This is a genomic window from Streptomyces sp. NPDC002265 (assembly GCF_040296125.1).
Classification (GTDB): Bacteria; Actinomycetota; Actinomycetes; order Streptomycetales; family Streptomycetaceae; genus Streptomyces.
Map to the genome: position 1 here is coordinate 1 of NZ_JBEOWS010000132.1, position 23,309 is coordinate 23,309.

At 73.1% G+C, this 23,309-nt stretch carries 18 protein-coding genes; 7 read left to right on the forward strand and 11 right to left on the reverse strand.

What is annotated here, in order from left to right; genetic code table 11:
* Positions 1 to 118: 118 nt before the first annotated feature.
* The 3 genes from ABT085_RS22900 to ABT085_RS22910 form a co-directional block, all read right to left on the reverse strand.
* A complete protein-coding gene (locus ABT085_RS22900; protein WP_351610839.1) occupies positions 119 to 1,237 on the reverse strand; it encodes an ADP-ribosylglycohydrolase family protein in 1,119 nt (372 codons plus the stop codon).
* A 156-nt stretch (positions 1,238 to 1,393) separates the two neighbouring features.
* Positions 1,394 to 1,978, reverse strand: coding sequence for a hypothetical protein (locus ABT085_RS22905; RefSeq protein WP_502982781.1), 585 nt, complete (start codon positions 1,976 to 1,978; stop codon positions 1,394 to 1,396).
* Positions 1,979 to 2,123: 145 nt separating this feature from the next.
* Entirely contained in the window at positions 2,124 to 4,718 is a 2,595-nt protein-coding gene (locus ABT085_RS22910; protein ID WP_351610843.1) for a bifunctional FO biosynthesis protein CofGH, read from the reverse strand.
* A 288-nt stretch (positions 4,719 to 5,006) separates the two neighbouring features.
* Between ABT085_RS22910 and ABT085_RS22915 the strand changes: the two genes are divergently transcribed.
* On the forward strand, positions 5,007 to 6,512 hold the full coding sequence (locus ABT085_RS22915) for a CehA/McbA family metallohydrolase (protein WP_351610846.1): 1,506 nt from the start codon (positions 5,007 to 5,009) through the stop codon (positions 6,510 to 6,512).
* On the opposite strand, the gene ABT085_RS22920 is transcribed toward ABT085_RS22915, so the two are convergent.
* Positions 6,509 to 7,354: an endonuclease/exonuclease/phosphatase family protein gene (locus ABT085_RS22920; protein WP_351610884.1), complete on the reverse strand. Its 846-nt coding sequence runs from the start codon at positions 7,352 to 7,354 to the stop codon at positions 6,509 to 6,511. The two genes, ABT085_RS22915 and ABT085_RS22920, sit on opposite strands and share 4 nt — an antisense overlap.
* Before the next feature lie 92 nt (positions 7,355 to 7,446).
* Between ABT085_RS22920 and ABT085_RS22925 the strand changes: the two genes are divergently transcribed.
* Complete coding sequence (locus tag ABT085_RS22925) at positions 7,447 to 7,851, forward strand: nitroreductase/quinone reductase family protein (protein ID WP_351610849.1); 405 nt, start codon at positions 7,447 to 7,449, stop codon at positions 7,849 to 7,851.
* Between the two features lie 13 nt (positions 7,852 to 7,864).
* On the opposite strand, the gene ABT085_RS22930 is transcribed toward ABT085_RS22925, so the two are convergent.
* The 6 genes from ABT085_RS22930 to ABT085_RS22955 form a co-directional block, all read right to left on the reverse strand.
* Complete coding sequence (locus ABT085_RS22930; RefSeq protein WP_351610851.1) at positions 7,865 to 9,337, reverse strand: aldehyde dehydrogenase family protein; 1,473 nt, start codon at positions 9,335 to 9,337, stop codon at positions 7,865 to 7,867.
* The gene (locus ABT085_RS22935; RefSeq protein WP_351610854.1) at positions 9,334 to 11,064 is read right to left on the reverse strand and encodes an N-acyl-D-amino-acid deacylase family protein; all 1,731 of its coding nucleotides are present in this window, start codon (positions 11,062 to 11,064) and stop codon (positions 9,334 to 9,336) included. The genes ABT085_RS22930 and ABT085_RS22935 overlap by 4 nt, the downstream gene beginning before the upstream one ends.
* Before the next feature lie 125 nt (positions 11,065 to 11,189).
* A complete protein-coding gene (locus tag ABT085_RS22940) occupies positions 11,190 to 12,314 on the reverse strand; it encodes an LLM class flavin-dependent oxidoreductase (protein ID WP_351610856.1) in 1,125 nt (374 codons plus the stop codon).
* 99 nt (positions 12,315 to 12,413) lie between these two features.
* Positions 12,414 to 13,184 carry an SDR family NAD(P)-dependent oxidoreductase gene (locus tag ABT085_RS22945; protein WP_351610859.1) on the reverse strand — a complete coding sequence of 257 codons (771 nt, stop codon included), beginning with the start codon at positions 13,182 to 13,184 and terminating at the stop codon, positions 12,414 to 12,416.
* Between the two features lie 12 nt (positions 13,185 to 13,196).
* Positions 13,197 to 14,141: an LLM class F420-dependent oxidoreductase gene (locus tag ABT085_RS22950; RefSeq protein WP_351610862.1), complete on the reverse strand. Its 945-nt coding sequence runs from the start codon at positions 14,139 to 14,141 to the stop codon at positions 13,197 to 13,199.
* The gene (locus ABT085_RS22955; RefSeq protein ID WP_351610865.1) at positions 14,138 to 15,382 is read right to left on the reverse strand and encodes an amidohydrolase family protein; all 1,245 of its coding nucleotides are present in this window, start codon (positions 15,380 to 15,382) and stop codon (positions 14,138 to 14,140) included. Before ABT085_RS22955 ends, ABT085_RS22950 begins: the two co-directional genes overlap by 4 nt.
* A 209-nt stretch (positions 15,383 to 15,591) precedes the next feature.
* Between ABT085_RS22955 and afsR the strand changes: the two genes are divergently transcribed.
* Together afsR and afsS are read left to right on the forward strand one after the other, a co-directional pair.
* Positions 15,592 to 18,543, forward strand: coding sequence for an SARP-family global regulator AfsR (gene afsR, locus ABT085_RS22960; protein ID WP_351610868.1), 2,952 nt, complete (start codon positions 15,592 to 15,594; stop codon positions 18,541 to 18,543).
* Positions 18,544 to 18,753: 210 nt separating this feature from the next.
* Positions 18,754 to 18,942, forward strand: a complete 189-nt coding sequence (afsS, locus tag ABT085_RS22965) for a regulatory protein AfsS (protein WP_351610871.1) — start codon at positions 18,754 to 18,756, stop codon at positions 18,940 to 18,942.
* A 138-nt stretch (positions 18,943 to 19,080) separates the two neighbouring features.
* Here the strand turns inward: afsS and ABT085_RS22970 are convergent, their stop codons facing one another.
* On the reverse strand, positions 19,081 to 20,694 hold the full coding sequence (locus ABT085_RS22970; protein ID WP_351610873.1) for a FadD3 family acyl-CoA ligase: 1,614 nt from the start codon (positions 20,692 to 20,694) through the stop codon (positions 19,081 to 19,083).
* A gap of 99 nt (positions 20,695 to 20,793) precedes the next feature.
* On the opposite strand from ABT085_RS22970, the gene ABT085_RS22975 reads away from it, so the two are divergent.
* From ABT085_RS22975 to ABT085_RS22985, 3 genes are read left to right on the forward strand one after another with little or no spacing between them, the layout of a single operon-like run.
* Complete coding sequence (locus ABT085_RS22975; protein WP_351610876.1) at positions 20,794 to 21,948, forward strand: lipid-transfer protein; 1,155 nt, start codon at positions 20,794 to 20,796, stop codon at positions 21,946 to 21,948.
* 5 nt (positions 21,949 to 21,953) lie between these two features.
* On the forward strand, positions 21,954 to 22,370 hold the full coding sequence (locus tag ABT085_RS22980) for a Zn-ribbon domain-containing OB-fold protein (protein ID WP_351610879.1): 417 nt from the start codon (positions 21,954 to 21,956) through the stop codon (positions 22,368 to 22,370).
* Entirely contained in the window at positions 22,367 to 23,140 is a 774-nt protein-coding gene (locus tag ABT085_RS22985; RefSeq protein WP_351610882.1) for an enoyl-CoA hydratase/isomerase family protein, read from the forward strand. The genes ABT085_RS22980 and ABT085_RS22985 overlap by 4 nt, the downstream gene beginning before the upstream one ends.
* The last annotated feature ends 169 nt before the right edge of the window (positions 23,141 to 23,309 follow it).

A 23,309-nucleotide genomic window follows, 5' to 3' on the forward strand; every position in this document is an offset into this window, starting at 1 on the left:
CGGTCCGGTCAGCACCATCACCAGGGCGCTGACGACGAGCAGTCCGAGCAGCAGCAGCGCGGTGAGCACGGTGCGGTGGGCCTTGCGCCAGGGGGCGCGCCGGGCGGCGGGACGGGGCTCAGGTTCCCCGCGGGTAGCGCGCCAGCCATCCCGGGGACGCCGCCGTCGGACCGTGCAGCGCGGCCCCCTGGGTCATCTCCATCGCGAAGTCGTCGGCGAGTTCCAGGATCGTGGGACGGCCCTCCAGCTCGGCCAGCCAGGCCGGGGGCAGGGCCGTCTCTCCGTACAGCGCGCCCAGGAGCCCGCCCGCCATGGCACCCGTGGGAGCGGACGGGCCCCCGTGGTTCACGGCGAGACGCAGTCCGTGCCGCACGTCCTCGCCGACCAGCGCGCAGTAGACGGCGGCGGCCAGCAGGCCCTCCGCCGTGCCGGACGCGGACATCTCCGCCACCCGCTCCGGCGTCGGCGACCCCGGCCGCGCCGCGGCCAGCGCGTACTGCAACGCGTCGGAGACCGCCTGGTGCCCCGGGCGTGAGGCGAGCAGCGCGAGCGCGTACTGCACGGCTCCTTCGAGGCTCTCGCCCCGGGCGAGTCCGTGCACGATCACCGCGTACGCGCCGGCCGCGAGACAGGCGTTGGGGTGCCCGTGGGTCTGCGCCGCGCACTCCACGGCGAGCTGCACGACCAGCAGCGGCTCCCAGCCCACCAGCAGTCCGAAGGGCGCCGAGCGGGCGGCCGCCTGCGGACCGGACTCGCCGGGGTTCTTCGGCGCCTCCAGCGTGCCCATGTTCTCGTCGGCGAGGCCGAGCAGCAGGGCCCCGGTGGGGTCCCGGCGCGCGTACAGCCACTCCTCGCGGGCGAGCCATCCGTCGTCCTTGCGGCGCTCGTCGGGCCCCCAGTCGCGCTGGGTGGCGGCCCAGCGCAGATAGGCCCGGTGCAGATCGGTCGGCGGGTGCCAGGCGCCCGTGTCGCGCCGTACCTGCGCCCGTATCAGGCCGTCCACCGTGAACAGGGTCAGCTGGGTGAGATGGGTGACGGCACCGCGCCGCCCGTACGCGGGCACCGGGTCGACGACGCCGTCCGCCCCGTGGGCCTCGCGGATCGCGTCGATCCCGAGCCCGTCGACGGGGGCGCCCAGCGCGTCCCCGAGCGCCACGCCGAGCAGCGTGCCGCGCACCCGCCCGCGGAAGTCCTGCTGCTCGGCGCGGCCCCAGACAGCGCCGGTCGTCGCACCCACCAAGACCTCCCGTGGCACCGTCCGTCGTACGACAGGGCAGCACTGTAATGGACCCGGAACGCGCGCTTCAGGCAGTGGATCGGTATGCGTCGAGTAACCCGAGTGGTCGCTTGTGGTCAGTTTTCGGCCAGAAACAGCGAACCGGAGAGCGGGCGGTCAGCCGACGACGGTCACCTTGGTGCCGGTCGACCCGAAGGCCCACAGCGCCGTGCCGTCCGCCTTGGGCATCCGGATGCCGCCGGTGCGGCTGCCCGCGGCGGGCGGCGGCGAGGCGCCGTTCACCGCGTTGGAGAAGGCGATGTTCACACCGGAGGTGGCGGCGAAGTACACGATGTGCTCGATGGCGACACCGTCGGAGCCGGTGGTGGCGTCCTTGCGGAGCGAGACCGTGTAGCTGCCCGCGGCCGGGCTCACCGTGCCGGGCCAGACCGTGAAGGTGCGGCTCGTGGCGTCGCTCGCGTCGACCAGCCAGACGCGGTGCTGCCCGAGGGAGTACACGATCCGGCGCCCGACGCCCGAGCCGTCGGGCACCGCGGCGGCGGTCTTCTTCGGGGTGGGCGCGGGGCGGGGACTGGCCGACGCCGAGGCCGACGCCGTGGGGGCCGGCCGGCCGGTGGCCGAGGCCACGGGTCGCGTGCCCTGGTCCGCCTGCACGGCCAGGGTGGTGACCACGGCGATGGCCCCGACCGTCAGGCCGGTGACCCAGGCCCACGAGGGAAGCCGTCTGGCAGGCACGGACACGCGTCTCCTCCGCTCCAGGCCCCATCGAACATGGGGTCGGATCATCGTACTGCGAGCCCTCGACCACCCGGCCCCGCGGTCCGGCCGCCCGGCCGGCCGCCCTCGGCCCGCCCGGCGCCCGCCCCGCGGTCGTCCCCGCGCCGGCTCAGTCCAGTACCGGCAGCAGCTCCGGCAGATGTCCGTCCGACGCCTGCGCCGCCCGCTGCCGCTCCTCCGGCACCTCGCCGTACAGGGTGGTGCGCGGCTTCGCCGGGCGGCCGGCCGCCTCCGCCACCGCGACCAGGTCCTTGACCGACTTGTAGGAGCCGTAGGACGAGCCCGCCATGCGCGAGATCGTCTCCTCCATCAGCGTGCCGCCCAGGTCGTTCGCCCCGGAGCGGAGCATCTCCGCCGCCCCCTCCGCGCCCAGCTTCACCCAGCTGGTCTGGATGTTCGGGATGTACGGGTGCAGCAGCAGCCGCGCCATCGCCGTCACCGCGCGGTTGTCCCGCGTCGAGGGGCCCGGCCGCGCGATGCCCGCCAGGTAGACCGGCGCGTTGGTGTGGATGAACGGCAGCGTCACGAACTCCGTGAAACCGCCCGTCCGCTGCTGGATCCCGGCCAGCGTGCGCAGATGGCCCAGCCAGTGGCGGGGCTGGTCCACATGCCCGTACATCATCGTCGAGGACGAGCGGATGCCCAGCTCGTGCGCCGTGGTCACCACCTCGATCCAGGTCGCGGCCGGCAGCTTGCCCTTGGTCAGGACCCAGCGGACCTCGTCGTCGAGGATCTCCGCCGCCGTGCCGGGGATCGAGTCGAGCCCCGCCTCCTTCGCCGCCGTCAGCCACTCGCGGATCGACAGCCCGGTACGGGTCGCGCCGTTGACGACCTCCATGGGCGAGAAGGCGTGCACATGCATGCCGGGGACGCGTTCCTTGACCGCCCTCGCGATGTCGAAGTACGCCGTGCCGGGCAGGTCCGGGTGGATGCCGCCCTGCATGCAGACCTCCACCGCGCCCACCTCCCACGCCTGCTGGGCACGGTCGGCGACCTGGTCCAGGGAGAGCGTGTAGGCGTCCGCGTCGGTGCGGCGCTGGGCGAAGGCGCAGAAGCGGCAGCCGGTGTAGCAGACGTTGGTGAAGTTGATGTTGCGGGTGACGATGTACGTCACCTCGTCGCCGACCACGGATCTGCGGACGTCGTCCGCGACCGCGCACAGCGCGTCCAGCGCCGGGCCGTCGGCGTGCAGCAGGGCCAGCGCCTCGTCGTCGGTCAGCCTCGTCGGATCGTCGGCCGCCGTGGCCAGGGCCGCGCGGACGTCCGTGTCGATGCGCTCCGGCGCCATGCCGGGCGCGGCCGCCTCGCGCAGGGCGCCCCAGTCGCCGTAGACCTCGTCGAAGTCGTCGCGCCGGTCGGAGGTGCGGCCGTCGGTGTCGATGGTGCGGTGCAGATCGGTGCGGCCGGTGGCGGTGAACGCCTCCTCCGGCTCCTGCCACGGCCGGCCCTCGACCACCGCGTCCGGCAGGGCCAGACCGGTCTCCGGGTCCGCGAGCGCCCGTACGTGCGGCAGCAGCCGCGGGTCCAGCCAGGGTTCGCCGCGGCGGACGAACTCCGGGTAGACGCAGAGGCGTTCGCGCAGTTCGAAGCCCGCCGCCGCGGAGCGCGCCGCGAGTTCCTCGATCTGCGGCCAGGGCCGCTCGGGGTTGACGTGGTCGATGGTGAGCGGGGAGACCCCGCCCCAGTCGTCGATGCCGGCGCCGATGAGCCGCTCGTACTCCGAGTCCACGAGGTTGGGCGGGGCCTGGAGGCAGGCGGACGGGCCCATGATGAGCCGGGCCACGGCCACGGTGGCGACGAGCTCGTCCAGCTCGGCGTCCGGCATACCGCGCATCGCCGTGTCCGGCTTGGCGCGGAAGTTCTGGATGATCAGTTCCTGGATGCCGTGGTAGGACCGGGCGGTGCGGCGCAGCGCGAACAGGGAGTCCGCGCGCTCCTCGTAGGTCTCGCCGATCCCGATCAGGATGCCGGACGTGAACGGGACCGAGGAGCGGCCCGCGTCCTGAAGGACCCTCAGCCGGACGGTCGGCTCCTTGTCCGGGGAGCCGTGGTGCGGGCCGCCGGGCTCGGACCACAGCCGGGTGGCGGTGGTCTCCAGCATCATGCCCATGCTGGGCGCGACCGGCTTCAGGCGCTGGAAGTCCGTCCACGTCACGACACCCGGGTTGAGGTGCGGGAGCAGACCCGTCTCCTCCAGGATGCGGATGGAGATCGCCCGGACGTAGGCGATGGTGTCGTCGTAGCCGTGCGCGTCGAGCCACTCGCGGGCCTCGGGCCAGCGGTCCTCGGGCTTGTCTCCGAGGGTGATGAGGGCTTCCTTGCAGCCGAGGGCGGCGCCCTTGCGGGCGACGTCGAGGACCTCGTCGGGCGACATGAACATCCCGTGCCCGGCTCGGCGCAGCTTGCCGGGCACGGTGACGAAGGTGCAGTAGTGGCACTTGTCCCGGCACAGCCGGGTGAGCGGGATGAAGACGCTCTTGGAATAGGTGATGACACCGGCGCGGCCGGCCGCTTCGAGGCCCGCGTCCCGCACCCGGGCGGCGGACGCGGCCAGGTCGTCGAGGGCCTCGCCGCGCGCCTGGAGCAGCACCGCCGCCTCGCCGGCGTCGAGGGCGACGCCGTCCCGGGCACGTCTGAGGGCGCGACGCATGGAGTTCTCGGTGGGGCCGGTGGGGCCGGTTCCGGAGGTCGCGGGAGTCGTCATCCTTCGAGCATACGATCGCGCTGATCAGGTCTGACGAGTCATGTCCGAAACGCTCCGCACCGCGGACGGTGACACGGTGTCACCTCGGACGGCACTTCGGCGCCTGACGTCCCGCGCGCGCCGGGCCGGGCGTCCGCACGGCCCGTGCCTCTCCGCCTCTCCGAAAGCCGGCGCTCCCCTTCCCTTGCACGGGAGTTCACGTCCGGGCAGGAAGCTGACGGACATCACCCCGCACCACCTCCTGCACCACCCGTGCCATGTCACCGACGACACCTGGGGAGCCGCAGCATGTGCGAGGAACACGCCGGAATCGCAAGACGCGCCCTGTTCGTGACGGGAGCGGCCGCCGCCCTTACGTTGGGAAGCGTGAGCTTCGCCGCGGCGGACGGCCAGGACCAGGAGACGAGGACGGTGCGCGGCACGCTGCCCACCGGCTCGCCGGACTTCGTGTACGTACCCCTCGTAGTGCCCTCCGGGGTGCGGGAGCTCAGGGTCGCGTACACCTACGACAAGCCGTCCGTCCCGGCCGGCACCGCGGGCAACGCCCTCGACATCGGCGTCTTCGACGAGCACGGCACCGAGCTCGGCGGCCGGGGCTTTCGCGGCTGGTCGGGCGGGGCGCGCTCGGAGTTCTTCATCCGGGCCGACGACGCGACGCCCGGCTATCTTCCGGGTCCGGTGCGCAAGGGCACCTGGCACATCGCCCTCGGCCCCTACACGGTGGCGCCGCAGGGACTGAACTACGAGATCACCGTCACGCTGTCGTACGGGGAGCCGGGCGTCACGCCGGAGCCGGTCTACCCGCCCGCCCGGGCCAAGGGGCGGGGGCGGGCCTGGTACCGGGGCGACTGCCATCTGCACTCCTGGTACTCCGACGGCCGCCGCACCCCGGCGGAGATCGCGGCGCTGGCGCGCGCGGCGGGCCTGGACTTCATCAACTCCTCGGACCACAACACCCACTCGGCGCACGCGCACTGGGCGGACGCGGCCGGCGACGACCTGCTGGTCATGCTGGGCGAGGAGGTCACCACGCGGAACGGCCACGTCCTGGCGCTCGGCACGGAACCCGGCACCTTCGTCGACTGGCGCTACCGGGCCCGGGACAACCGCTTCGGCCGGTTCGCCCGCCGGATCCGCGGCGCGGGGGGCCTGGTCGTCCCCGCCCACCCGCACGCCACCTGTGTCGGCTGCGGCTGGAAGTTCGGCTTCGGGGACGCGGACGCGGTGGAGGTGTGGAACGGCCCGTACACCCCGGACGACGAGGTGGCGCTGGCCGACTGGGACAACATGCTCGTCGCGTCGGTGCGGGAGGGCGGCCGGGGCTGGATCCCGGCGATGGGCAACAGCGACGCCCACCGGGACCCGGACGTGGTGGGCTCCCCGCAGACGGTGGTGCTGGCCGACGACCTCACCCGGGAGGCGATCCAGGACGGCATCCGGGCGGGCCGCTCCTACGTGGCCGAGTCGAACCGGCTCTCGCTGTTCTTCACGGCGAGCGGACCGCGGGGTGAGCACGCGGGCATCGGCGGGCGTCTGGAGGTGTCCCGGGACGCCCCCCTCACGGTCCGGCTGGAGGTGACGGGCGCCCCGCGCTGCACGGTCCGCCTCGTCACCGACCAGGGGGTGCTGCTCACCTCCGACCCGCTGCCGGTGTCCGGCTCGGGCACGGTCGAGTGGCACACCACCGCGTCGTACGCGGCCTACGTGCGGGCGGAACTGCGGCACGAGGCGGCGGCGGGACCGCTGCCGGGGGCGCTGGCCGCGTTCACCAACCCGATCTTCCTGGGCCGCTAGCCCGCCTGGGCAGCACCCTCCTGCACAGGTCCCAGGGCCAGGTCGGCGACGACCGCCGCGTGGTCCGAGGGCCACATCCCGTCGACCGGCCCGTCCCCGGCCCGCCGTACGGCCCGCACATGGCCGAGGCCGCCGGGGCCGGGCGGTCCGACGTGGATGTAGTCGATGCGCGCGGGCGGGCTCTGCGGGCCGACGAAGCCGTTGGCCGGGTCCCAGGTGGCCGAGGGGGCCGCCGGGCCTGCGTACTCCCAGGCGTCGAGGAACACCTGTCCGGGGGCGGCGGGCGCCGTCCTGTAGCCCCCGAAGCGCCGGATCTCGTCGGAGTCCGGCCAGGCGTTGAAGTCGCCCGTGACGACCGGGGGGAAGTCGGTGCCGTCCCGGTGCGCGGCGACGAACTCCGCGAGCGCGGTGACCTGTTCGACGCGTACGGCCGAGGCGTCGATGGCCGAGGTGAGATGGACGGTGAAGAAGGGCACCTCGTGGGTGGGGGTGGCGATCCGGGTGTGCAGGGCGAGCCGTCCGTCGTACAGCTCGGCGGGGGCCGGCAGCCGCAGCACCTCCTGGGACACGACCGGCCAGCGGCTGAGCACGGCGTTGCCGATCCCGACCGTCGGGTCCCCTATCCGCCGCTGCCAGCGCTCCGACGCGTCGGACGGGGCCCAGGCCCAGTGCATCCCGAGGTCGGCCGCCAGCCACTGCGCGAGGTTCTCACCGCCGCACTCCCACACCTCCTGGAGCCCGACGACATCGGGGCGCAGCTCTCTGAGCACGGCCAGGATCGCCTTCTGGCGCTCCTGCCAGGGACCGAAACGCCACCAGAGGTTCCAGGTCACGACCCGCATCCGCAGCCACCAGCTCTCGTCGTGCGACATCGGGGACCATTGAAGCAACTCCCTTGTGCCGCAGACCAGACCCGACAGGAGCCTCACAGGCAATGCCCCGTCACACCGACCTCAGATTCCGCGCGACGACGGCCTTCCAGCGGCACGTCGCCAACCCGCTCGTACGCCGGCTGCCGTTCCAGACGCTCCTGGAGACCACCGGGCGTGTCTCCGGCCGGCCCCGGCGCACCCCGCTCGGGGGCCGCCGGGTCGGCGACTCCTTCTGGCTGGTCTCGGAGTTCGGGGACCGCTCGCAGTACGTCCGCAACATCCAGGCGGACCCCCGGGTGCGGGTGCGCATCCGGGGCCGCTGGCACGAGGGCACGGCGCATCTCCTGCCCGACGACGACCCGGTGGCCCGGCTGCGCACCCTGCCCCGCGGCAACAGCGCGGCGGTACGCCTGCTCGGCACGCGGCTGCTGACGGTACGGGTCGATCTGGGCGGGGGCCGGCCCTGACGGGCGGGCCCGGTCACCCCGGCCAGACGATCGACTGCACCTCGCTGTAGGCGTGCAGGGCGTAGGAGCCGACGTCGCGGCCGACGCCGCTCTTCCTGAACCCACCGAAGGGGGCCTCCATGTTGCGGCCGACGGTGTTGACGCCGACCCCGCCGGTGCGCAGCCGCCGCGCCACCCGGAAGGCGCGGGCCACGTCCGCGGACCAGACGTAGTCGATCAGGCCGTAGTCGCAGTCGTTGGCCAGGGCCACCCCCTCGTCCTCCTCGTCGAAGGGGATGACCACGACCACCGGACCGAAGATCTCCTCGCGGGCCACCCGCAGGTCGTTGGTGCAGTCGGCGAGGAGGGTCGGGGCGACGTAGAACCCCCGCTCCTGCGGGGGGCGTTCGCCGCCGGTCACGACCACCGCGCCCTCCTTGCGGCCGAGTTCGACGTACGACTCGACCCGGTCGCGGTGCGCCGCCGAGATCACCGGCCCGACGACCGTGTCCGGCTCCCGCGGGTCGCCGACCTTCAGCCGGCGCGCGTACCCGGCCAGTCGCTCCACCAGACGGTCGTACACCCCCCGCTGGGCCAGCACCCGGGTCGGGGCCGTGCAGATCTGGCCGCTGTAGAAGGAGAAGGTGGTACCGATGCCGGCCACCGCCGAGTCGAGGTCCGCGTCGTCGAGGACGAGCGCGGCGCCCTTGCCGCCCAGCTCCATCAGCTGGCGTTTCATGTGCCGCCCGCACACCTCGGCGATGCGCTGCCCGACCGCCGTGGAGCCGGTGAAGCTGACCATGTCGACGTCGGGTGACTCCACGGCCGCCTCGCCGAGCGCGACCGAGCGGCCGGAGACGACGTTCACCACCCCGCGCGGCACCCCCGCCTCCTCCAGTGCCCGCGCCATCCGGTAGACGGACAGCGGGTCCTGCGGGGCCGGTTTGACCACCACCGTGTTGCCCATGGCCAGAGCGGGGGCGATCTTCCCGGCCGGGTTCGCCCAGGGGTTGTTGTACGACGTGACGCACGCGACCACCCCGACCGGCCGGCGGGCGGCGAGCGCGCCCATGACCGCCGCCCGGCCCATCGGTCCGGCCTCGTTGATCTGCGGCTGCACCGGCCACTCCGCGGGCTCCACGCGCGCGTAGCGGCGGAACCGGGCCGCGGCCACGCCCACCTGCATCGCCCGCGCGGTGGCCGTGGTGGCGCCGGTCTCCGCCTGCGCCAGCTCCGCGTACGGCACCAGCCGGGCGCGGATGAGGTCCGCCGCGCGGGCCAGGATCGCCGCCCGCTCCTCGGGCGCGGTGCGCGACCAGGGCCCGAAGGCCTCGCGGGCCGCCGCGCAGGCCGCGCGCACCTGCTCCGGCGAGGCCTCCGGCGCCCGGCCGACGGTGTCCTCGGTCGCCGGGTCGGTCACCTCGTAGCAGCCGCCGTCCGGCTCCACCCAGGCGCCGCCGACGAACAGCTTCCCGCCGTCGCCCGCCTGCTTCGCGTCGTCGCTCACCTCGTGCCCACCGTCCGTGTGTCCCGCCCCGACCGCAGGACGCGGCCCGGCACGGCGCCGGTGACCACGTCGTCCCGGATCACCGCGGTCCCGTTGACCCAGACCGCCCGCACCCCGATCGCCCGGGAGTCCAGCCGTGGACTGTCTCCCGGCAGGTCGTGCACCAGGGTGGCCTTGCCCGCGTCGATCCGCTCCGGGTCGAAGAGCACCAGGTCCGCATGCCAGCCCTCCCGCACCCGGCCCCGCTCGCGCAGTCCGAACAGCCGCGCCGGGTCGTCGGTCAGCATCTTCACCGCCTGCTCCAGGCCCGCCAGTTTCCGGCCGCGCAGACAGTCCCCGAGGAAGCGGGTGGTGTACGGGGCTCCGCACATGCGGTCCAGGTGCGCGCCCGCGTCGGAGCCGCCGAGCAGGACGTCCTCGTGCTGCCAGGTCTCGGCCCGCAGCGCCCAGGAGGCGGGGTCGTTGTCGGTGGGCATGGGCCACAGGACGGTACGGAGCCCGTCGGCGGAGCAGATCTCCACCAGGCAGGCGAAGGGGTCCTGGCCGCGTTCGGCGGCGATGTCCTGCACCACCCGGCCGGTCAGGCCCTCGTTCGCCGGGCTGTAGGTGTCGCCGATGACGTACCGGCCGAAGTTCACCAGCCGCCGGAAGACGCCGGCCTCCGGGGAGTTCGCGTGCCGCAGCAGCTCGGCCCGCACCCCGGGGTCCCCGAGCCGCGCGATCCGCTCGGGCACGGGCAGGCCCAGGACCGGGCCCCAGCCGGGGATCAGGTTCAGCGCGCAGAACGTGCCCAGCGACATGTTCATCGGCGTCAGGATCGGCATGGTCAGGGCGACCACCCGGCCGCCCGCCTTGCGGGCCCGCTCGCTCGCCGTGAGCTGGCGCGGCACCCGCTCCGGGACGGCCGCGTCGACGGTGAGGACGTTCCAGTTCAGGGGGCGTCCGGCGGCCGCGCTCAGCTCCACCAGCAGGTCGATCTCGGCGTCGTCGAACTGGTCCAGGCAGCCCGCGACGATCGCCTCGATCTGGGTGCCCTCGTGCTCGCCGACCGCCTTCGCCAGCGCCAGCAGCTCCTCGGGCCTGGCGTGCCGGGAGGCGACCGGCCGGCCGTCGCCGTCGGAGTGGGTCGAGGACTGGGTGGTGGAGAAGCCCCAGGCACCGGCGTCCATGGCGTCGTGGAAGAGACGCAGCATGGCCGTCAGCTGCTCCGGCGTGGGCTGTCCGCCGACCGCGTCCGGCCCCATCACATGGCGGCGCAGCGCGCAGTGCCCGACCATGAACCCCGCGTTGACGGCGATCCGCCCTTCGAGCGCGTCCAGATACTCCCCGAAGGTGTGCCAGTTCCAGGGCGCCCCCTCCTCCAGGGCGACCAGGGACATGCCCTCGACCTTGGACATCATGCGGCGGGTGTAGTCGGCGTCCTCGGGGCGGGCCGGGTTCAGCGGCGCCAGGGTGAAGCCGCAGTTGCCGGCCGCGACCGTGGTCACCCCGTGGTTGAGGGACGGGGTGGCGTAGGGGTCCCAGAACAGCTGGGCGTCGTAGTGGGTGTGCGGGTCGACGAAGCCGGGGGCGAGGACGAGCCCCGTGGCGTCCTCGCCGGTGCGGGACTCCTCGGTGACCGTGCCGACGACGGCGATCCGCCCGTCCCGGACACCGACGTCGGCGGTGAAGGCGGGCGCGCCCGTCCCGTCGACGACGGTCGCGCCTCGAATGACGTGATCGAGCATGCCGGTTCCCTCCTTGAGTTCCGGTGCGCCGGTGCGCCCCCCGAAGAGGCGCGGGGCTGTTTCGGTATGCGGTTCCGCCACGCGGGCGCGATCAGCCCCCGCACACCCGCACCCCGCAACGTCGGCTAGGCCCCTGCCCCGGCCCGGAACCGGGTCGTCCGGTGAACGGGATCCGTGTCGATCTTCGGGATCACGTGCTCCCCGATCAGCCGGATGGTCTGGAGGGTCTCCTCCTTCGGCACCCCGACCGGCAGCCCGAAGCTGAGCTGGTCGGCGCCCGCCTGTTCCCAGCGCTTGCACTGGCGCAGTACCTCGTCCGGGTCGCCGCAGATCAGCAGCTCCTCCTCGATGAGGAGCTCGACGAACTCGGGGGTGTACTCGGGCAGGGTCTCCGGCCAGACGGGGAAGCCCTCGGGGCGCGGGAAGGTGTCGTGGTACCGGAAGACGAGGGAGGGCAGGTAGTGCAGGCCGCCCGCCGTGGCGATCCGGATCGCCTCCTCGTGCGTGGGGGCGCAGATGGCGGTGGTCGTCACCATCACGTTGTCGTTGACGAAGTCACCGACCGGCTCGGCGTTCACGATCGCCGTCTTGTACTGCTCCAGCACCCATTCCATGTCGGCGACCTTCTGGATGCTGAAGCCGAGGACGCCGAGCCCCTTGCGGGCGGCCATGGCGTACGACGGCGGGGAACCGGCCGCGTACCACATCGCCGGGTGCGACTTGCCGTACGGCTTCGGCAGCACCTTGCGCGGCGGGAGCTGCCAGTGCTTGCCCTGGAAACCGGCGTACTCGTCCTGGAGCCACATCTTGGGGAACTCGGCGATGGTCTCCTCCCAGATCTCCTTGGTGTAGTTCATGTCGGTCACACCAGGGATGAACCCGAGGATCTCGTGCGAGCCGGCGCCGCGTCCGCTGCCGAACTCGAAGCGGTTGCCGCTGAGATGGTCGAGCATGGCGACCTTCTCGGCGACCTTCACCGGGTGGTTGACCTGGGCGAGCGGGTTGAAGATGCCCGAGCCGAGGTGGATGCGGTCGGTGGCGTGCGCGAGGTAGCCGAGGAAGACGTCGTTGGCGGACAGGTGCGAGTACTCCTCCAGGAAGTGGTGCTCGGAGGCCCAGGCGTACTTGAAGCCGGAGCGGTCCGCCTGGATGACGTACTCGGTCTCCTCCATCAGCGCCTTGTGCTCGGCGAGCGGGTCGGTCTCGGCGCGCTTGCCCACGTATCCCTGTACAAAGAGCCCGAATTCCAAGGCGGTTCACCGTCCCCATATTTTCTGACGTGCCGTCAGATACCGTTCGTTGGCCGACTGTCGCACCGGCCGCTTCCACCGTCAATAGCTGATGGGCCGTCAGATGACGCTGACCCCGGCCAGCCAGCCGCCGTCGATCACGAACGGCTGTCCGGTGATGTACGAGGAGTCGTCCGAGGTCAGGAACAGTGCCAGCCGGGCCACCTCCTCCGCCCGCCCGATCCGCCCGAGCGGCACGAGCTTGCGGTACAGCTCGTCCAGGGCGCGGCTCATCTCCGCCGGATCCGCGCCCGGGTCCAGCCGCGCCGGGTTGGACATCGCGGTGTCGATGGCGCCGGGGCAGATCGCGTTGACCCGGATCCCCCGGCCGGCGAGCTCCAGCGCGGCGACCCGGGTGAGTCCGAGCACGGCGTGCTTGGTCGCGGAGTACGTCCCCACCGCGGCCATCCCGGTCAGCGCCGTGTAGGACGCCGTGTTGACGATGGTCCCGCCGTCGGCCAGCTCCGGCGCCACCGTCTTCATGCCCAGGAAGCAGCCGACCTGGTTGACCTGCACGACCTGCATGAACTCCTCGAGGGGCGTGTCCACGAGGGCGTTGAAGCGCAGGATGCCGGCGTTGTTCACCAGCCCGTCGAGGCGGCCGTACGCCCGCTTCGCGGCGGCGACGGCGGCCTGCCACTCCTGCTCCGCGCCCACGTCGAGGTGGACGTAGCGCGCCCCTATCTCCTTGGCGAGCGCCTCGCCCAGGTCGTCCAGCACATCCGCCACGACCACGCTCGCGCCCTCCGCCACGAAGAGCCGCGCCTCCTGCTCGCCCTGCCCGCGGGCCGCCCCGGTGACGATGACGACCCGCCCGTCCAGCTTGCCCATGCCACGCACTCCTCAGGTCAGGTGGGGCGCGACCTCGGCCCCGAACGCCTGTATCTGGTCGACGAGTTCGGTGCGGCTCCGGCTGCGGAACCGCACCTGGATCTGGTGCACGCCCATCGCCCCGTAGGCCCGCAGCGACTCGGCGAGGGACTCGGGACCGCCGGAGAGGGTGCGGCGGCCGACCTCCCAGCCGGGCGTGCCGACGTACAGCGGCTCGGTGATCGCGCCGACGGTGAGCGGCTGCGCGATCCCCGCCTCCTCGCGCAGCCGCCGCAGCCGGTCGATCTGGGCCGGCAGCCGGTCCCGCGGGTCGCCCTGCGGCAGCCAGCCGTCGCCCTTGAGCGCGGCCCGGCGCACGGCCGCGGGCGACGAACCGCCGACCCACACCGGCACCCGCTCCTGGGCGGGCCGGGGGCGCTGGCCGAGCCCCTCGAAGTCGTGGAACTTCCCGTGGTGGGAGGGGAACTCGTCCGGCCCCAGGGCCGCCCGCAGCGCGTCGATCGCCTCGTCGAGCACCGCCCCGCGCTGCCCGAAGTCCACCCCGAGCGCCTCGAACTCCTCCCGTACGTGTCCGGCGCCCACCCCGAGGACCAGACGGCCGCCCGAGAGGTGGTCGAGGGTGGCGTACTGCTTGGCGGTCAGCAGCGGGTGGCGCAGGCCGACGATCGCGACATGGCTGAGCAGCCGGATCCGTTCGGTGGCGGCGGCCAGGTAGGCGAGGGTGGCGACCGGGTCGTACCAGACCGTCCCCATGGACGCGGCGAGGCGGCGCGGCACGGCGACGTGGTCGCAGGTCGCGAGGTAGGCGAAGCCGGCGTGCTCGGCGGCGCGGGCGAGGGCGAGCAGGTCGCCGGGTCCCGCGTCGGCCTCCCAGGGCTCGGCGTACAGGGTGCTCTGGGACTGCACGGGCAGCTGGATGCCGTACTCCAGGCCCCCGCCGCCGTCCGGGGGCGTCATACGGCGCCGCCCTGACCCGGCCACAGCCCCTCGTCCGTCAGCCCGAGCAGCTCGATCGCGTTGCCCCGGACGATCCGCTCGACGACGTCCGCCGCCAGGTGCCCCATCTGGGCCTCGCCGACCTGCCTCGACTTCGGCCAGGTGGAGTCGGAGTGCGGGTAGTCCGTCTCGTACAGGACGTTGCCGACCCCGATCGCGTCCAGGTTCCTGAGCCCGAAGGCGTCGTCGAAGAAGCAGCCGTAGACGTGCCCGGCGAACAGCTCGGACGGCGGACGGTGGACCTTGTCGGCGACCCCGCCCCAGCCGCGGTTCTCCTCCCAGACGACGTCGGCGCGCTCCAGGATGTAGGGGATCCAGCCGATCTGGCCCTCGGCGTACATCACCTTCAGGTTCGGGAAGCGCTCGAACTTGCCGCTCAGCAGCCAGTCGACCATCGAGAAGCAGCAGTTGGCGAAGGTGATGGTGGAGCCGACGGCGGGCGGGGCGTCGGCGGAGGTGGACGGCATCCGGCTGGAGGAGCCGATGTGCATCGCGACGACCGTGCCGGTCTCGTCGCAGGCCGCGAGGAACGGGTCCCAGTCGTCGGTGTGCACGGAGGGCAGGCCGAGGTGCGGGGGTATCTCGGAGAAGGCGACGGCCCGCACCCCGCGGGCGGCGTTGCGCCGTACCTCCGCGGCGGCGAGTTCGGCGTCCCACAGCGGGATGAGGGTGAGCGGGATCAGCCGGCCGCGCGCCTGCGGGCCGCACCACTCCTCCACCATCCAGTCGTTGTAGGCCCGCACGCACAGCAGCCCCAGCTCGCGGTCCCGGGCCTCGGTGAAGGTCTGGCCGCAGAAGCGCGGGAAGGTGGGGAAGCACAGCGCGGACTGGACGTGGTTGACGTCCATGTCGGCCAGCCGCAGCGGGACGTCGTACGAGCCGGGCCGCATCTGCTCGTAGGTGATCACCTCCAGCTTGATCTCGTCCCTGCTGTAGCCGACGGCCGTGTCCAGGCGGGTCAGCGGGCGGTGCAGGTCCTCGTAGATCCACCAGTCGCCGAGCGGGCCGTCGTCGCCCGGTCCGCCCATGACGGGCTTGAAGCGGCCGCCGAGGAAGGACATCTCCTTCAGCGGCGCGCGCACGATCCTCGGCCCGGTGTCCAGGAACTTCTTCGGGAGCCGGTCCTGCCAGACGTCGGCGGGCTCCACGGTGTGGTCGTCCACGGAGATGATCAGCGGAAATGTGCTGTCGTGGGTGTCCATGGCGCCCACGGTAGCGCTGATCTGACGGTCCGTCAGCTATGTGGTACGGGGCCCTGGTCCCCGCGACCGTGCGAAGAGGCTGTGAGGGCCTTGTGGGAACCCGCGCGCACAACGGTCGCGTCTCTGTGATCGGCGTCTCGCCCGGCTGACGCATCCACCATGAACAAGGCAAACTGGCGGGGTTGTTGAGGCTGCCTAGGGGGACCCCGATGGACGACTGCGTACCGCGCGTGCCGGAGCAGCGGCAGCCGGGCTCCGGTGCACGACCGGCGGCGCTGCGCTTCGGCCTGCTCGGACCGGTGCGCGCCTGGCGCGGCGAGGAACCGCTCGCCACCGGCTCCCCCCAGCAGCGCGCGCTGCTGGCCGCCCTGCTGCTGCGCGAGGGCCGTACGGCGACGGCGGCCGAGCTGATCGACGCGCTGTGGGGCGAGGAGTCCCCCTCGCAGGCGCTGGCGGCGGTTCGGACGTACGCCTCCCGGCTGCGCAAGGCACTCGACCCGGGCGTCCTGGTCAGCGAGTCCGGCGGCTACGCGATCCGCCCGCTGGGCGAGGGGACGCTCGACCTGGCGGTGGCGCAGGACCTGGCGGCCCGGGCCGAGAAGGCGCGGGGCGCCGGGGACCTGGGCCGCGCGCGCAGCACGCTGGACCGGGCGCTGGCCCTGTGGGACGGGGAGACGCTGGCGGGGGTGCCGGGTCCGTACGCGGAGGCACAGCGGGTCCGCCTGGAGGAGTGGCGGCTGCAACTCCTCGAGTCCCGGCTCGACATGGACCTGGAGCAGGGCTGCCACGCGGAGGCGGTCTCGGAACTGACCGCGCTGACGGCGGCCCACCCGCTGCGCGAACGCCTGCGCGAGCTGCTGATGCTGGCGCTGTACCGCAGCGGGCGGCAGGCGGAGGCGCTGGCCGTGTACGCGGACACCCGCCGGCTGCTCGCCGAGGAACTGGGTGTCGACCCCCGCCCCGGCCTGCGCGACCTCCAGCAGCGGATCCTGCAGGCCGACCCCGGCCTCGCCGAGCCGTCGGCCCCGATGGCGGACCCCGCCTCGGCGGTGGTGCGCCCCGCCCAGCTCCCGGCGACCGTGCCCGACTTCACCGGCCGCGCCTCCTTCGTCGCGGAGCTCGGCGAGGTGCTCGCCTCCGCCGAGGGCCGGGTCATGGCGGTGTCGGCGCTGGCCGGTATCGGCGGTGTCGGCAAGACGACGCTGGCGGTGCACGTGGCACACCGAGCCCGGCACGCCTTCCCGGACGGGCAGCTCTACGTCGACCTCCAGGGCGCGGGCGCGCGGGCGGCCGAGCCGGAGACGGTCCTGGGCTTCTTCCTGCGGGCCCTGGGCACCGCCGACTCGGCGATCCCGGACTCCCTGGAGGAACGCGCGGCCCTGTACCGCTCGGTGCTGGACGGCCGCCGGGTCCTGGTGCTGCTGGACAACGCCCGCGACGCCGCCCAGGTGCGGCCGCTGCTGCCGGGCACGGAGGGCTGCGCGGCGCTGGTCACCTCCCGGGTGCGCATGGTGGACCTGGCCGGCGCGCACCTGGTCGACCTGGACGTCATGTCCCCCGACGAGGCGCTGTCGCTGTTCACGAAGATCGTGGGCGAGGAGCGGGTGGCGGCGGAACGCGAGGCCGCCCTGGACGTCGTCGCGGCCTGCGGCTTCCTGCCCCTGGCGATCCGCATCGCGGCGTCCCGGCTGGCGGCCCGCCGCACCTGGACGGTCTCCGTCCTGGCGGCCAAGCTGGCCGACGAGCGACGCCGCCTGGACGAACTCCAGGCGGGTGACCTGGCGGTCAAGGCGACGTTCGAGCTGGGATACGGACAGTTGGAACCGGCCCAGGCCCGGGCGTTCCGGTTGCTCGGGCTGGCCGACGGGCCGGACATGTCACTGGCGGCCGCCGCGGCGATGCTGGACCTGCCGGTGGACGAGACCGAGGACCTGTTGGAGGCCTTGGTCGACACCTCCCTGCTGGAATCGGCGGCGCCCGTTCGCTACCGGTTCCACGATCTGGTCCGGCTCTACGCGCGTGCGTGCGCGGAAAGGGACGAACAGCCCCCGAGCGAACGCGACGCGGCGATGTCGCGGTTGCTGGACTTCTACCTGGCCAATGCGGCCGAGGTCTACGCACTCGAGCGCCCCGGCGACCGGACGGTCGCGCACCTTGAGAAGAGCCGCCATTCAGGGCAGGGGTTCACCGATGCCGCGGACGCACTGGACTGGCTCCATGCGGAGGCCGAGCCTCTCCTCGCCTGCGTCCAGCAGTCCCTGAAGCCGGCGACACTGCGACGAGCCGTCGACCTCCTTCTGGCCACCATCGACCTGGCCGAGTCCGGGGCCGGTTCACTCCGGTACGAGAGGACCGCCGTGGCGGCACGCGACGCCGCTGCCGCCCAGGACGACGCGCACGCCGAGATGCGGGCGCGGATCACGCTGGCCCAAGTCCTCAGCCAGGGCGGCCGGTTCGAGGAAGCGGAGCGGGAAGCCAGGCACGCCGATCTCCTCAACGAGGCCGCCGACGACCCTTGGACCAGCAGCACCGCCCCCAACCAGCTGGGCATCATCGCCATTTGCAGGTCGCTCTACGCCGACGCCGAGGGCTATTTCATCCGGGCGATCGACGCCTTCCGCGCCGACGAGAACAAGCCCGGCGAAGCGAGCGCGGTCTGCAACCTGTCACGGGCACTGGCCTCCATGGGACGCAGTGCGCGCGCTGTGGACCTCGCTCAACAGGGCATCAGGATCTACGACGAACTCGGTCTGTCGGTGCGTCTGGCGAACGCGCGCTACGCCTCGGGGATCGTCCTCACCCAGGCCGGCAGACTGCCGGAGGCGCTGGGGCAGCTGGAAAAGGCACTTCACATCTTCACGGACAGCCGTCAGCGCCTCTGGGAAGGCACCACCCACTTCCGCATCGCCCAGGTGCATCTCGCGGCTCGTCGCCCCGCCCAGGCCGCCCAGCACGCCGAACAGGCGCTGGCGATCGGCTGCATCGGGGGTGAGTGGATGAGGGCCAATGCCCTGACTCTTCTGGGCAAGGCCCTGGAGACACTCGGCCAACCGGACCGGGCCCGGGCCTGCTGGCGTGACGCTCTCGGCATCTACGACACGGCGGGTTCGTCCGAGGCCACCGAGGTCCGCGGCCTGCTGACTCCGGTCAGCGCCGCCTGAAAGCCCCGCACCGGGGCGTTCATCGAACGTTTATGGCCCGCTGCCACTCTCTACTCCTGGATCCGTCGCGTCGGGGGGCAGGCGGAACGAAGGGGCCTGACGACTACGCTGAGGCCTCCGGAACGCCCGTTCGGCGACCCTCGGGGGAGTTGCCGAACGGGCGCTTCCCTGCACAACGCATCTTTATCTGATCACTGGGGAGTTCCTGTCATGAGCGAAGCCGAGAAGGCCGAGGAGATCACCACGCTGGACCAGCACGCGCCGGTTCCGCCCGCCCTGAAGGACGAGGTCACCACGCTGGACCAGCACGCGCCGGCCCCGCCCGCCCTGAAGGACGAAATCACCACGCTGGACCAGCACGCGCCGGCCCCGCCCGCCCTGGACCTGGGCAACAAGTAAGCCTCATTACCGGTGGGGATCGGCCGCGGCGGCACGGAGGGGAGCCGCCGCGGCCGAGGCATGTGCGCCGACAGGCGCATATCCGGTCGATCAACAGCAGGAACCGCTCGGTTCACTCGAACGTAAGTTCCCTTTTCTCTAGCCCTGGCGCCTGAACCTGCGCAGCTCCCCCTTCACCACCTTGCCGCTGGCGTTCCGGGGCAGGTCCGGTACGAACTGCACCGATCTCGGGACCTTGTAGTTCGCCATCTCTCGGCGGGACCAGGCGATCAGGTCGTCCGCGGTGACGGTGGCGGCGGGGCGGCGGACCACGAAGGCCTTGCCGACCTCGCCCAGGCGGGGGTCCGGGACGCCGATCACCGCGACGTCCGCGATGTCGGGGTGCAGGCCCAGCAGTTGCTCGATCTCCGCCGGGTACGCGTTGAAGCCGCCGACGATGAACATGTCCTTCAGGCGGTCCGTGATGCGGAGGTTGCCCGCCGGGTCCAGGACGCCGACGTCGCCCGTGTGCAGCCAGCCGTCCTCGGTGATCGCCTCGGCCGTCGCCGCCTCGTCCTCGTAGTAGCCGCGCATGACGTTGAAGCCGCGGACCAGGACCTCGCCCGGCACCCCCGGACCCAGCGGCGCCCCCGCCCCGTCGGCGATGCGGACCTCCGTGCCGGGTATCGCCCGGCCCGACGTCGACGCGATCACCGTCGGGTCGTCGCCGCGGCGGCACATCGTGACGATGCCGCTCGCCTCCGAGAGGCCGTAGGCCGTCAGGACGGTGCCGACGCCGAGTTCGCCCCGCAGTCGCTCCACCAGCCGCAGCGGGACCACCGCCGCGCCCGTCACGACCAGGCGCAGGGCCGAGAGGTCGTGCGCGTCGCGGGCGGGGTGGTCGAGGAGGGACTGGTGCAGGGTCGGGGGGCCGGGCAGGACCGACACCCGCTCCGCCGCGATGTTCGCCAGCGCCGCGTCCACGTCGAAGACCGGCTGCGGGATCATCGTCGCGCCGCGCATCAGGCACGCGATGACCCCGGCCTTGTAGCCGAAGGTGTGGAAGAAGGGGTTCACGATCAGGTAGCGGTCGGTCGGGCGCAGGCCCGCCAGGTCCGCCCAGATCTCGTACGCCCGCAGCGTCTGCGCGTGGGTGATCAGCGCACCTTTCGGGCGCCCCGTCGTACCCGACGTGAAGATGATGTCCGAGGCGCAGGCCCCGTCCAACTGCTCTGCGCGTTCGCGGACTTCCCGGCCGTCCACGCCCTCGCCGCTCGCCAGGAAGTCCTTCCAGGTGCGGAAGCCGGGCGGGGCGTCCTCCGAGAGGACCACCGCCTGCCGGAGCGCCGGCAGGCCCGGGAGCGGACCCGAGGCGGCGTCGCCCTCGCCGGCCGCGCGCCGCAGCGACGCGACGTACGAGGTGCCGAGGAACGTGCCCGTCACGAACAGGAGCCGGGTGCCGCTGCGGCGCAGGACGTCGGCGGCCTCCGTACCCTTGAAACGCGTGTTGAGGGGGACCAGGACCGCGCCCGCCGACACCGCCCCGAGTGCCGCGACGATCCAGTCGAGGGAGTTGGGAGCCCAGACGGCCACCCGGTCGCCCACCTCGACGCCATGGGCGAGGCAGGCGGCGGCCGCCCGTTCCACGCGCGCGCCCAGCTCCGCGTACGAGATCCTCGTACGGCCCTCCACCACCGCCTCGGCGTCGCCGTGCCGCTCCGCCGCCGAGCGGACCAGGCCCGGGATGCTGCCCCATTCCACGTCACCGCGCACGGCCGACCAACCTTCCAGACGCGTAGCTGACTGTCCGTCAGATTAGCTGTAACCTGACGGGCTGTCAGCAGTTGGTGGATGGCCCGGAGGGGGCGCGGCATGGGAAGTTCGGGGCTCAAGGACGCCACCGCCATCGTCGGGATCGGGCAGACCGGATTCGCCAAGCGGCTTCCCGAGGACGAGAAGACCCTCGCCTGCCGGGCCGTCCTCGCCGCCCTCGACGACGCCGGGATCGATCCCGGCGAGGTCGACGCGCTCGCCTCCTTCACGATGGAGGAGACGGAGGAGGTCGAGCTCGCCAAGGCGGTCGGGTTCGGTGATCTGACCTTCTTCAGCAAGATCGGGTACGGCGGGGGCGGTTCCTGCGCGACCGTCGCGCACCTGGCCGCCGCCATCGCCGCCGGGCAGGCCACGGTGGGGGTCGCCTGGCGGTCGCGCAAGCGCGGGAGCGGGCCCAGGCCCTGGACCAACACCGCCGTGCAGCTGCCCACCCCGGCCCAGTGGACCCGGCCCTTCGGGCTGCTGCGGCCCGTGGACGAGATCGCGATGCTCGCCCGCCGCTACATGCACGAGTACGGCGCCACCCGCGACCATCTCTTCAACGTCGCCCTCGCCTGCCGCAACCGGGCCAACCAGAACCCGGACGCGGTCATGTACGAGCGGCCCCTGACCCGGGAGATGTACATGACCTCCCGGTGGATCAGCGAACCCCTCTGCCTCTACGACAACTGCCTGGAGACGGACGGCGCGCTGGCCTGCGTGGTCGTCTCGCGCGAACGGGCCCGCGACTGCCGCCGCAAACCCGTCTACGTCCACTCCGCCGCCCAGGGCCTGCCCGCCCAGCACCACGGCATGGTGAACTACTGGAACGACGATCCCCTCACCGGCCCGGCCTGGACCGCCGCCCGGCATCTGTGGAAGCACGCCGACCTCACGCCGGAGGACGTGGACGTCGCCCAGATCTACGACGCGTTCAGCGCGCTCGTACCGCTGTCGCTGGAGGGCTACGGGTTCTGCGGGAGGGGCGAGGGCGGGGCGTTCACCGAGGGGGGCGCCCTGGAGACCGGCGGACGGCTGCCCGTCAACACCGGCGGGGGCGGGCTCTCCGAGGCGTACGTCCACGGCTTCAACCTGATCACCGAGGGCGTGAAGCAGCTGCGCGGGACCAGCGCCGCCCAGGTCCCCGGCGCCTCCACCTGCCTGGTCACGGCCGGCGAGGGAGTCCCCACGTCCGCGCTGCTGCTGAGGAGTTGACCGACATGCTCTCTCCCGTCATCGATCCCGACGGCGCCCCCTTCTGGGAGTACGCCGGCCGCGGCGAGCTCCGCGTCCAGGCCTGCGCCGACTGCGGCGAGGTGCGTTTCCCGCCCCGGCCCTGCTGCCCGCACTGCCGCTCCTTCGCGAGCGAGTGGCGGCGGACGGACGGGCGCGGACGGATCTGGTCCTACGTCGTCGCCCATCCGCCGCTGCTGCCCGGCTACGCCGAGCAGGCGCCGTACAACGTCGTCGTCGTCGAACTGGCCGACGCCCCCCGGATCCGGCTGGTCGGCAACCTGGTCGGCGGGGCGGGCGCGGCGCTGGACTCCGTGCCCGCCGACCGGGTCCGCATCGGGGCGCGGGTGCAGGTCGTCTTCCGCGACGACGGGCTGCCGCAGTGGGTCCTGGAGCGGCCGTGAACGGGGTGCGGGTCGGCGCGGACAAGGACACCGGCGTCGCCGTCGTCACCCTCGACCGGCCCGACCGGCTGAACGCCGTCGACCTCGGCATGGCCGCCGCACTCGCCGCCGTGTGGCAGGAGTTCCGGTTCGACGACACCGTACGGGCGATCGTGCTCACCGGGGCCGGCGAGCGGGCGTTCTGCACGGGGCTGGACCGGGACGCGGTCGTACCGCAGCCCGGGTCGCCGTACATGCAGGACGATCCGCTGCTGCGGATCGGGCCGAAGGCCAACGACCTGTGGAAGCCGGTCGTCGCCGCGGTGCGCGGGATGGCCTGCGGCGGGGCCTTCTACCTGCTCGGGGAGAGCGAGTTCGTGGTCGCCGACACGACCGCCGCCTTCTTCGACCCGCACACCGCGTACGGCATGGTCAGCGCCTACGAGTCCGTCCTCATGGCCCAGCGGATGCCGTACGGGGAGGTCGCCCGGATGGCGCTGATGGGCAACGCGGAACGGATCGGGGCGCGGCGGGCGTACGAGATCGGGCTGGTCAGCGAGCTCACCCCGCCGGGGCAGGCGTTGGCGGCGGCCGTGCGCTGCGCCGGCGTCATCGCCGGGTTCCCGACGGAAGGGGTGCAGGGGACGGTGCGGGCGCTGTGGGCGGCCAAGGAGGCCGCCCGGACGCAGGGGTTCGCCCAGGCGCCGCACCTGATCGCGCTCGGGAACCTGCCGGCCGAACGGCAGACCGGGCTGTTCCGGGCCCGGCGGCGCACGCACCGGACCCGCTGAGCGGCAGGACCGCGGAGCCGCACGGCGGCTGAGCGGCTGAGCCGCAGGGCGGCAGGGCGGCTGAGCGGCAGGGCGGCTGAGCGGCTGAGCGGCTGAGCGGCTGAGCGGCAGGGCGGCTGAGCGGCAGGGCGGCAGGGCACCGGGGGCGCCGTCACCGCCGGGGAGGGGC

What these genes read in the sequence shown, in the direction of transcription:
- ABT085_RS22910 (WP_351610843.1), bottom strand. Translation starts at nt 4,718, where the DNA reads ATGACGACTCCCGCGACCTCCGGAACCGGCCCCACCGGCCCCACCGAG.
- ABT085_RS22945 (WP_351610859.1), bottom strand. Translation starts at nt 13,184, where the DNA reads ATGGGCAAGCTGGACGGGCGGGTCGTCATCGTCACCGGGGCGGCCCGC.
- afsR (WP_351610868.1), top strand. Translation starts at nt 15,592, where the DNA reads ATGGACGACTGCGTACCGCGCGTGCCGGAGCAGCGGCAGCCGGGCTCC.
- ABT085_RS22980 (WP_351610879.1), top strand. Translation starts at nt 21,954, where the DNA reads ATGCTCTCTCCCGTCATCGATCCCGACGGCGCCCCCTTCTGGGAGTAC.
- ABT085_RS22935 (WP_351610854.1), bottom strand. Translation starts at nt 11,064, where the DNA reads ATGCTCGATCACGTCATTCGAGGCGCGACCGTCGTCGACGGGACGGGC.
- ABT085_RS22925 (WP_351610849.1), top strand. Translation starts at nt 7,447, where the DNA reads ATGCCCCGTCACACCGACCTCAGATTCCGCGCGACGACGGCCTTCCAG.
- afsS (WP_351610871.1), top strand. Translation starts at nt 18,754, where the DNA reads ATGAGCGAAGCCGAGAAGGCCGAGGAGATCACCACGCTGGACCAGCAC.
- ABT085_RS22955 (WP_351610865.1), bottom strand. Translation starts at nt 15,382, where the DNA reads ATGGACACCCACGACAGCACATTTCCGCTGATCATCTCCGTGGACGAC.
- ABT085_RS22975 (WP_351610876.1), top strand. Translation starts at nt 20,794, where the DNA reads ATGGGAAGTTCGGGGCTCAAGGACGCCACCGCCATCGTCGGGATCGGG.
- ABT085_RS22920 (WP_351610884.1), bottom strand. Translation starts at nt 7,354, where the DNA reads ATGCGGGTCGTGACCTGGAACCTCTGGTGGCGTTTCGGTCCCTGGCAG.
- ABT085_RS22915 (WP_351610846.1), top strand. Translation starts at nt 5,007, where the DNA reads ATGTGCGAGGAACACGCCGGAATCGCAAGACGCGCCCTGTTCGTGACG.
- ABT085_RS22950 (WP_351610862.1), bottom strand. Translation starts at nt 14,141, where the DNA reads ATGACGCCCCCGGACGGCGGCGGGGGCCTGGAGTACGGCATCCAGCTG.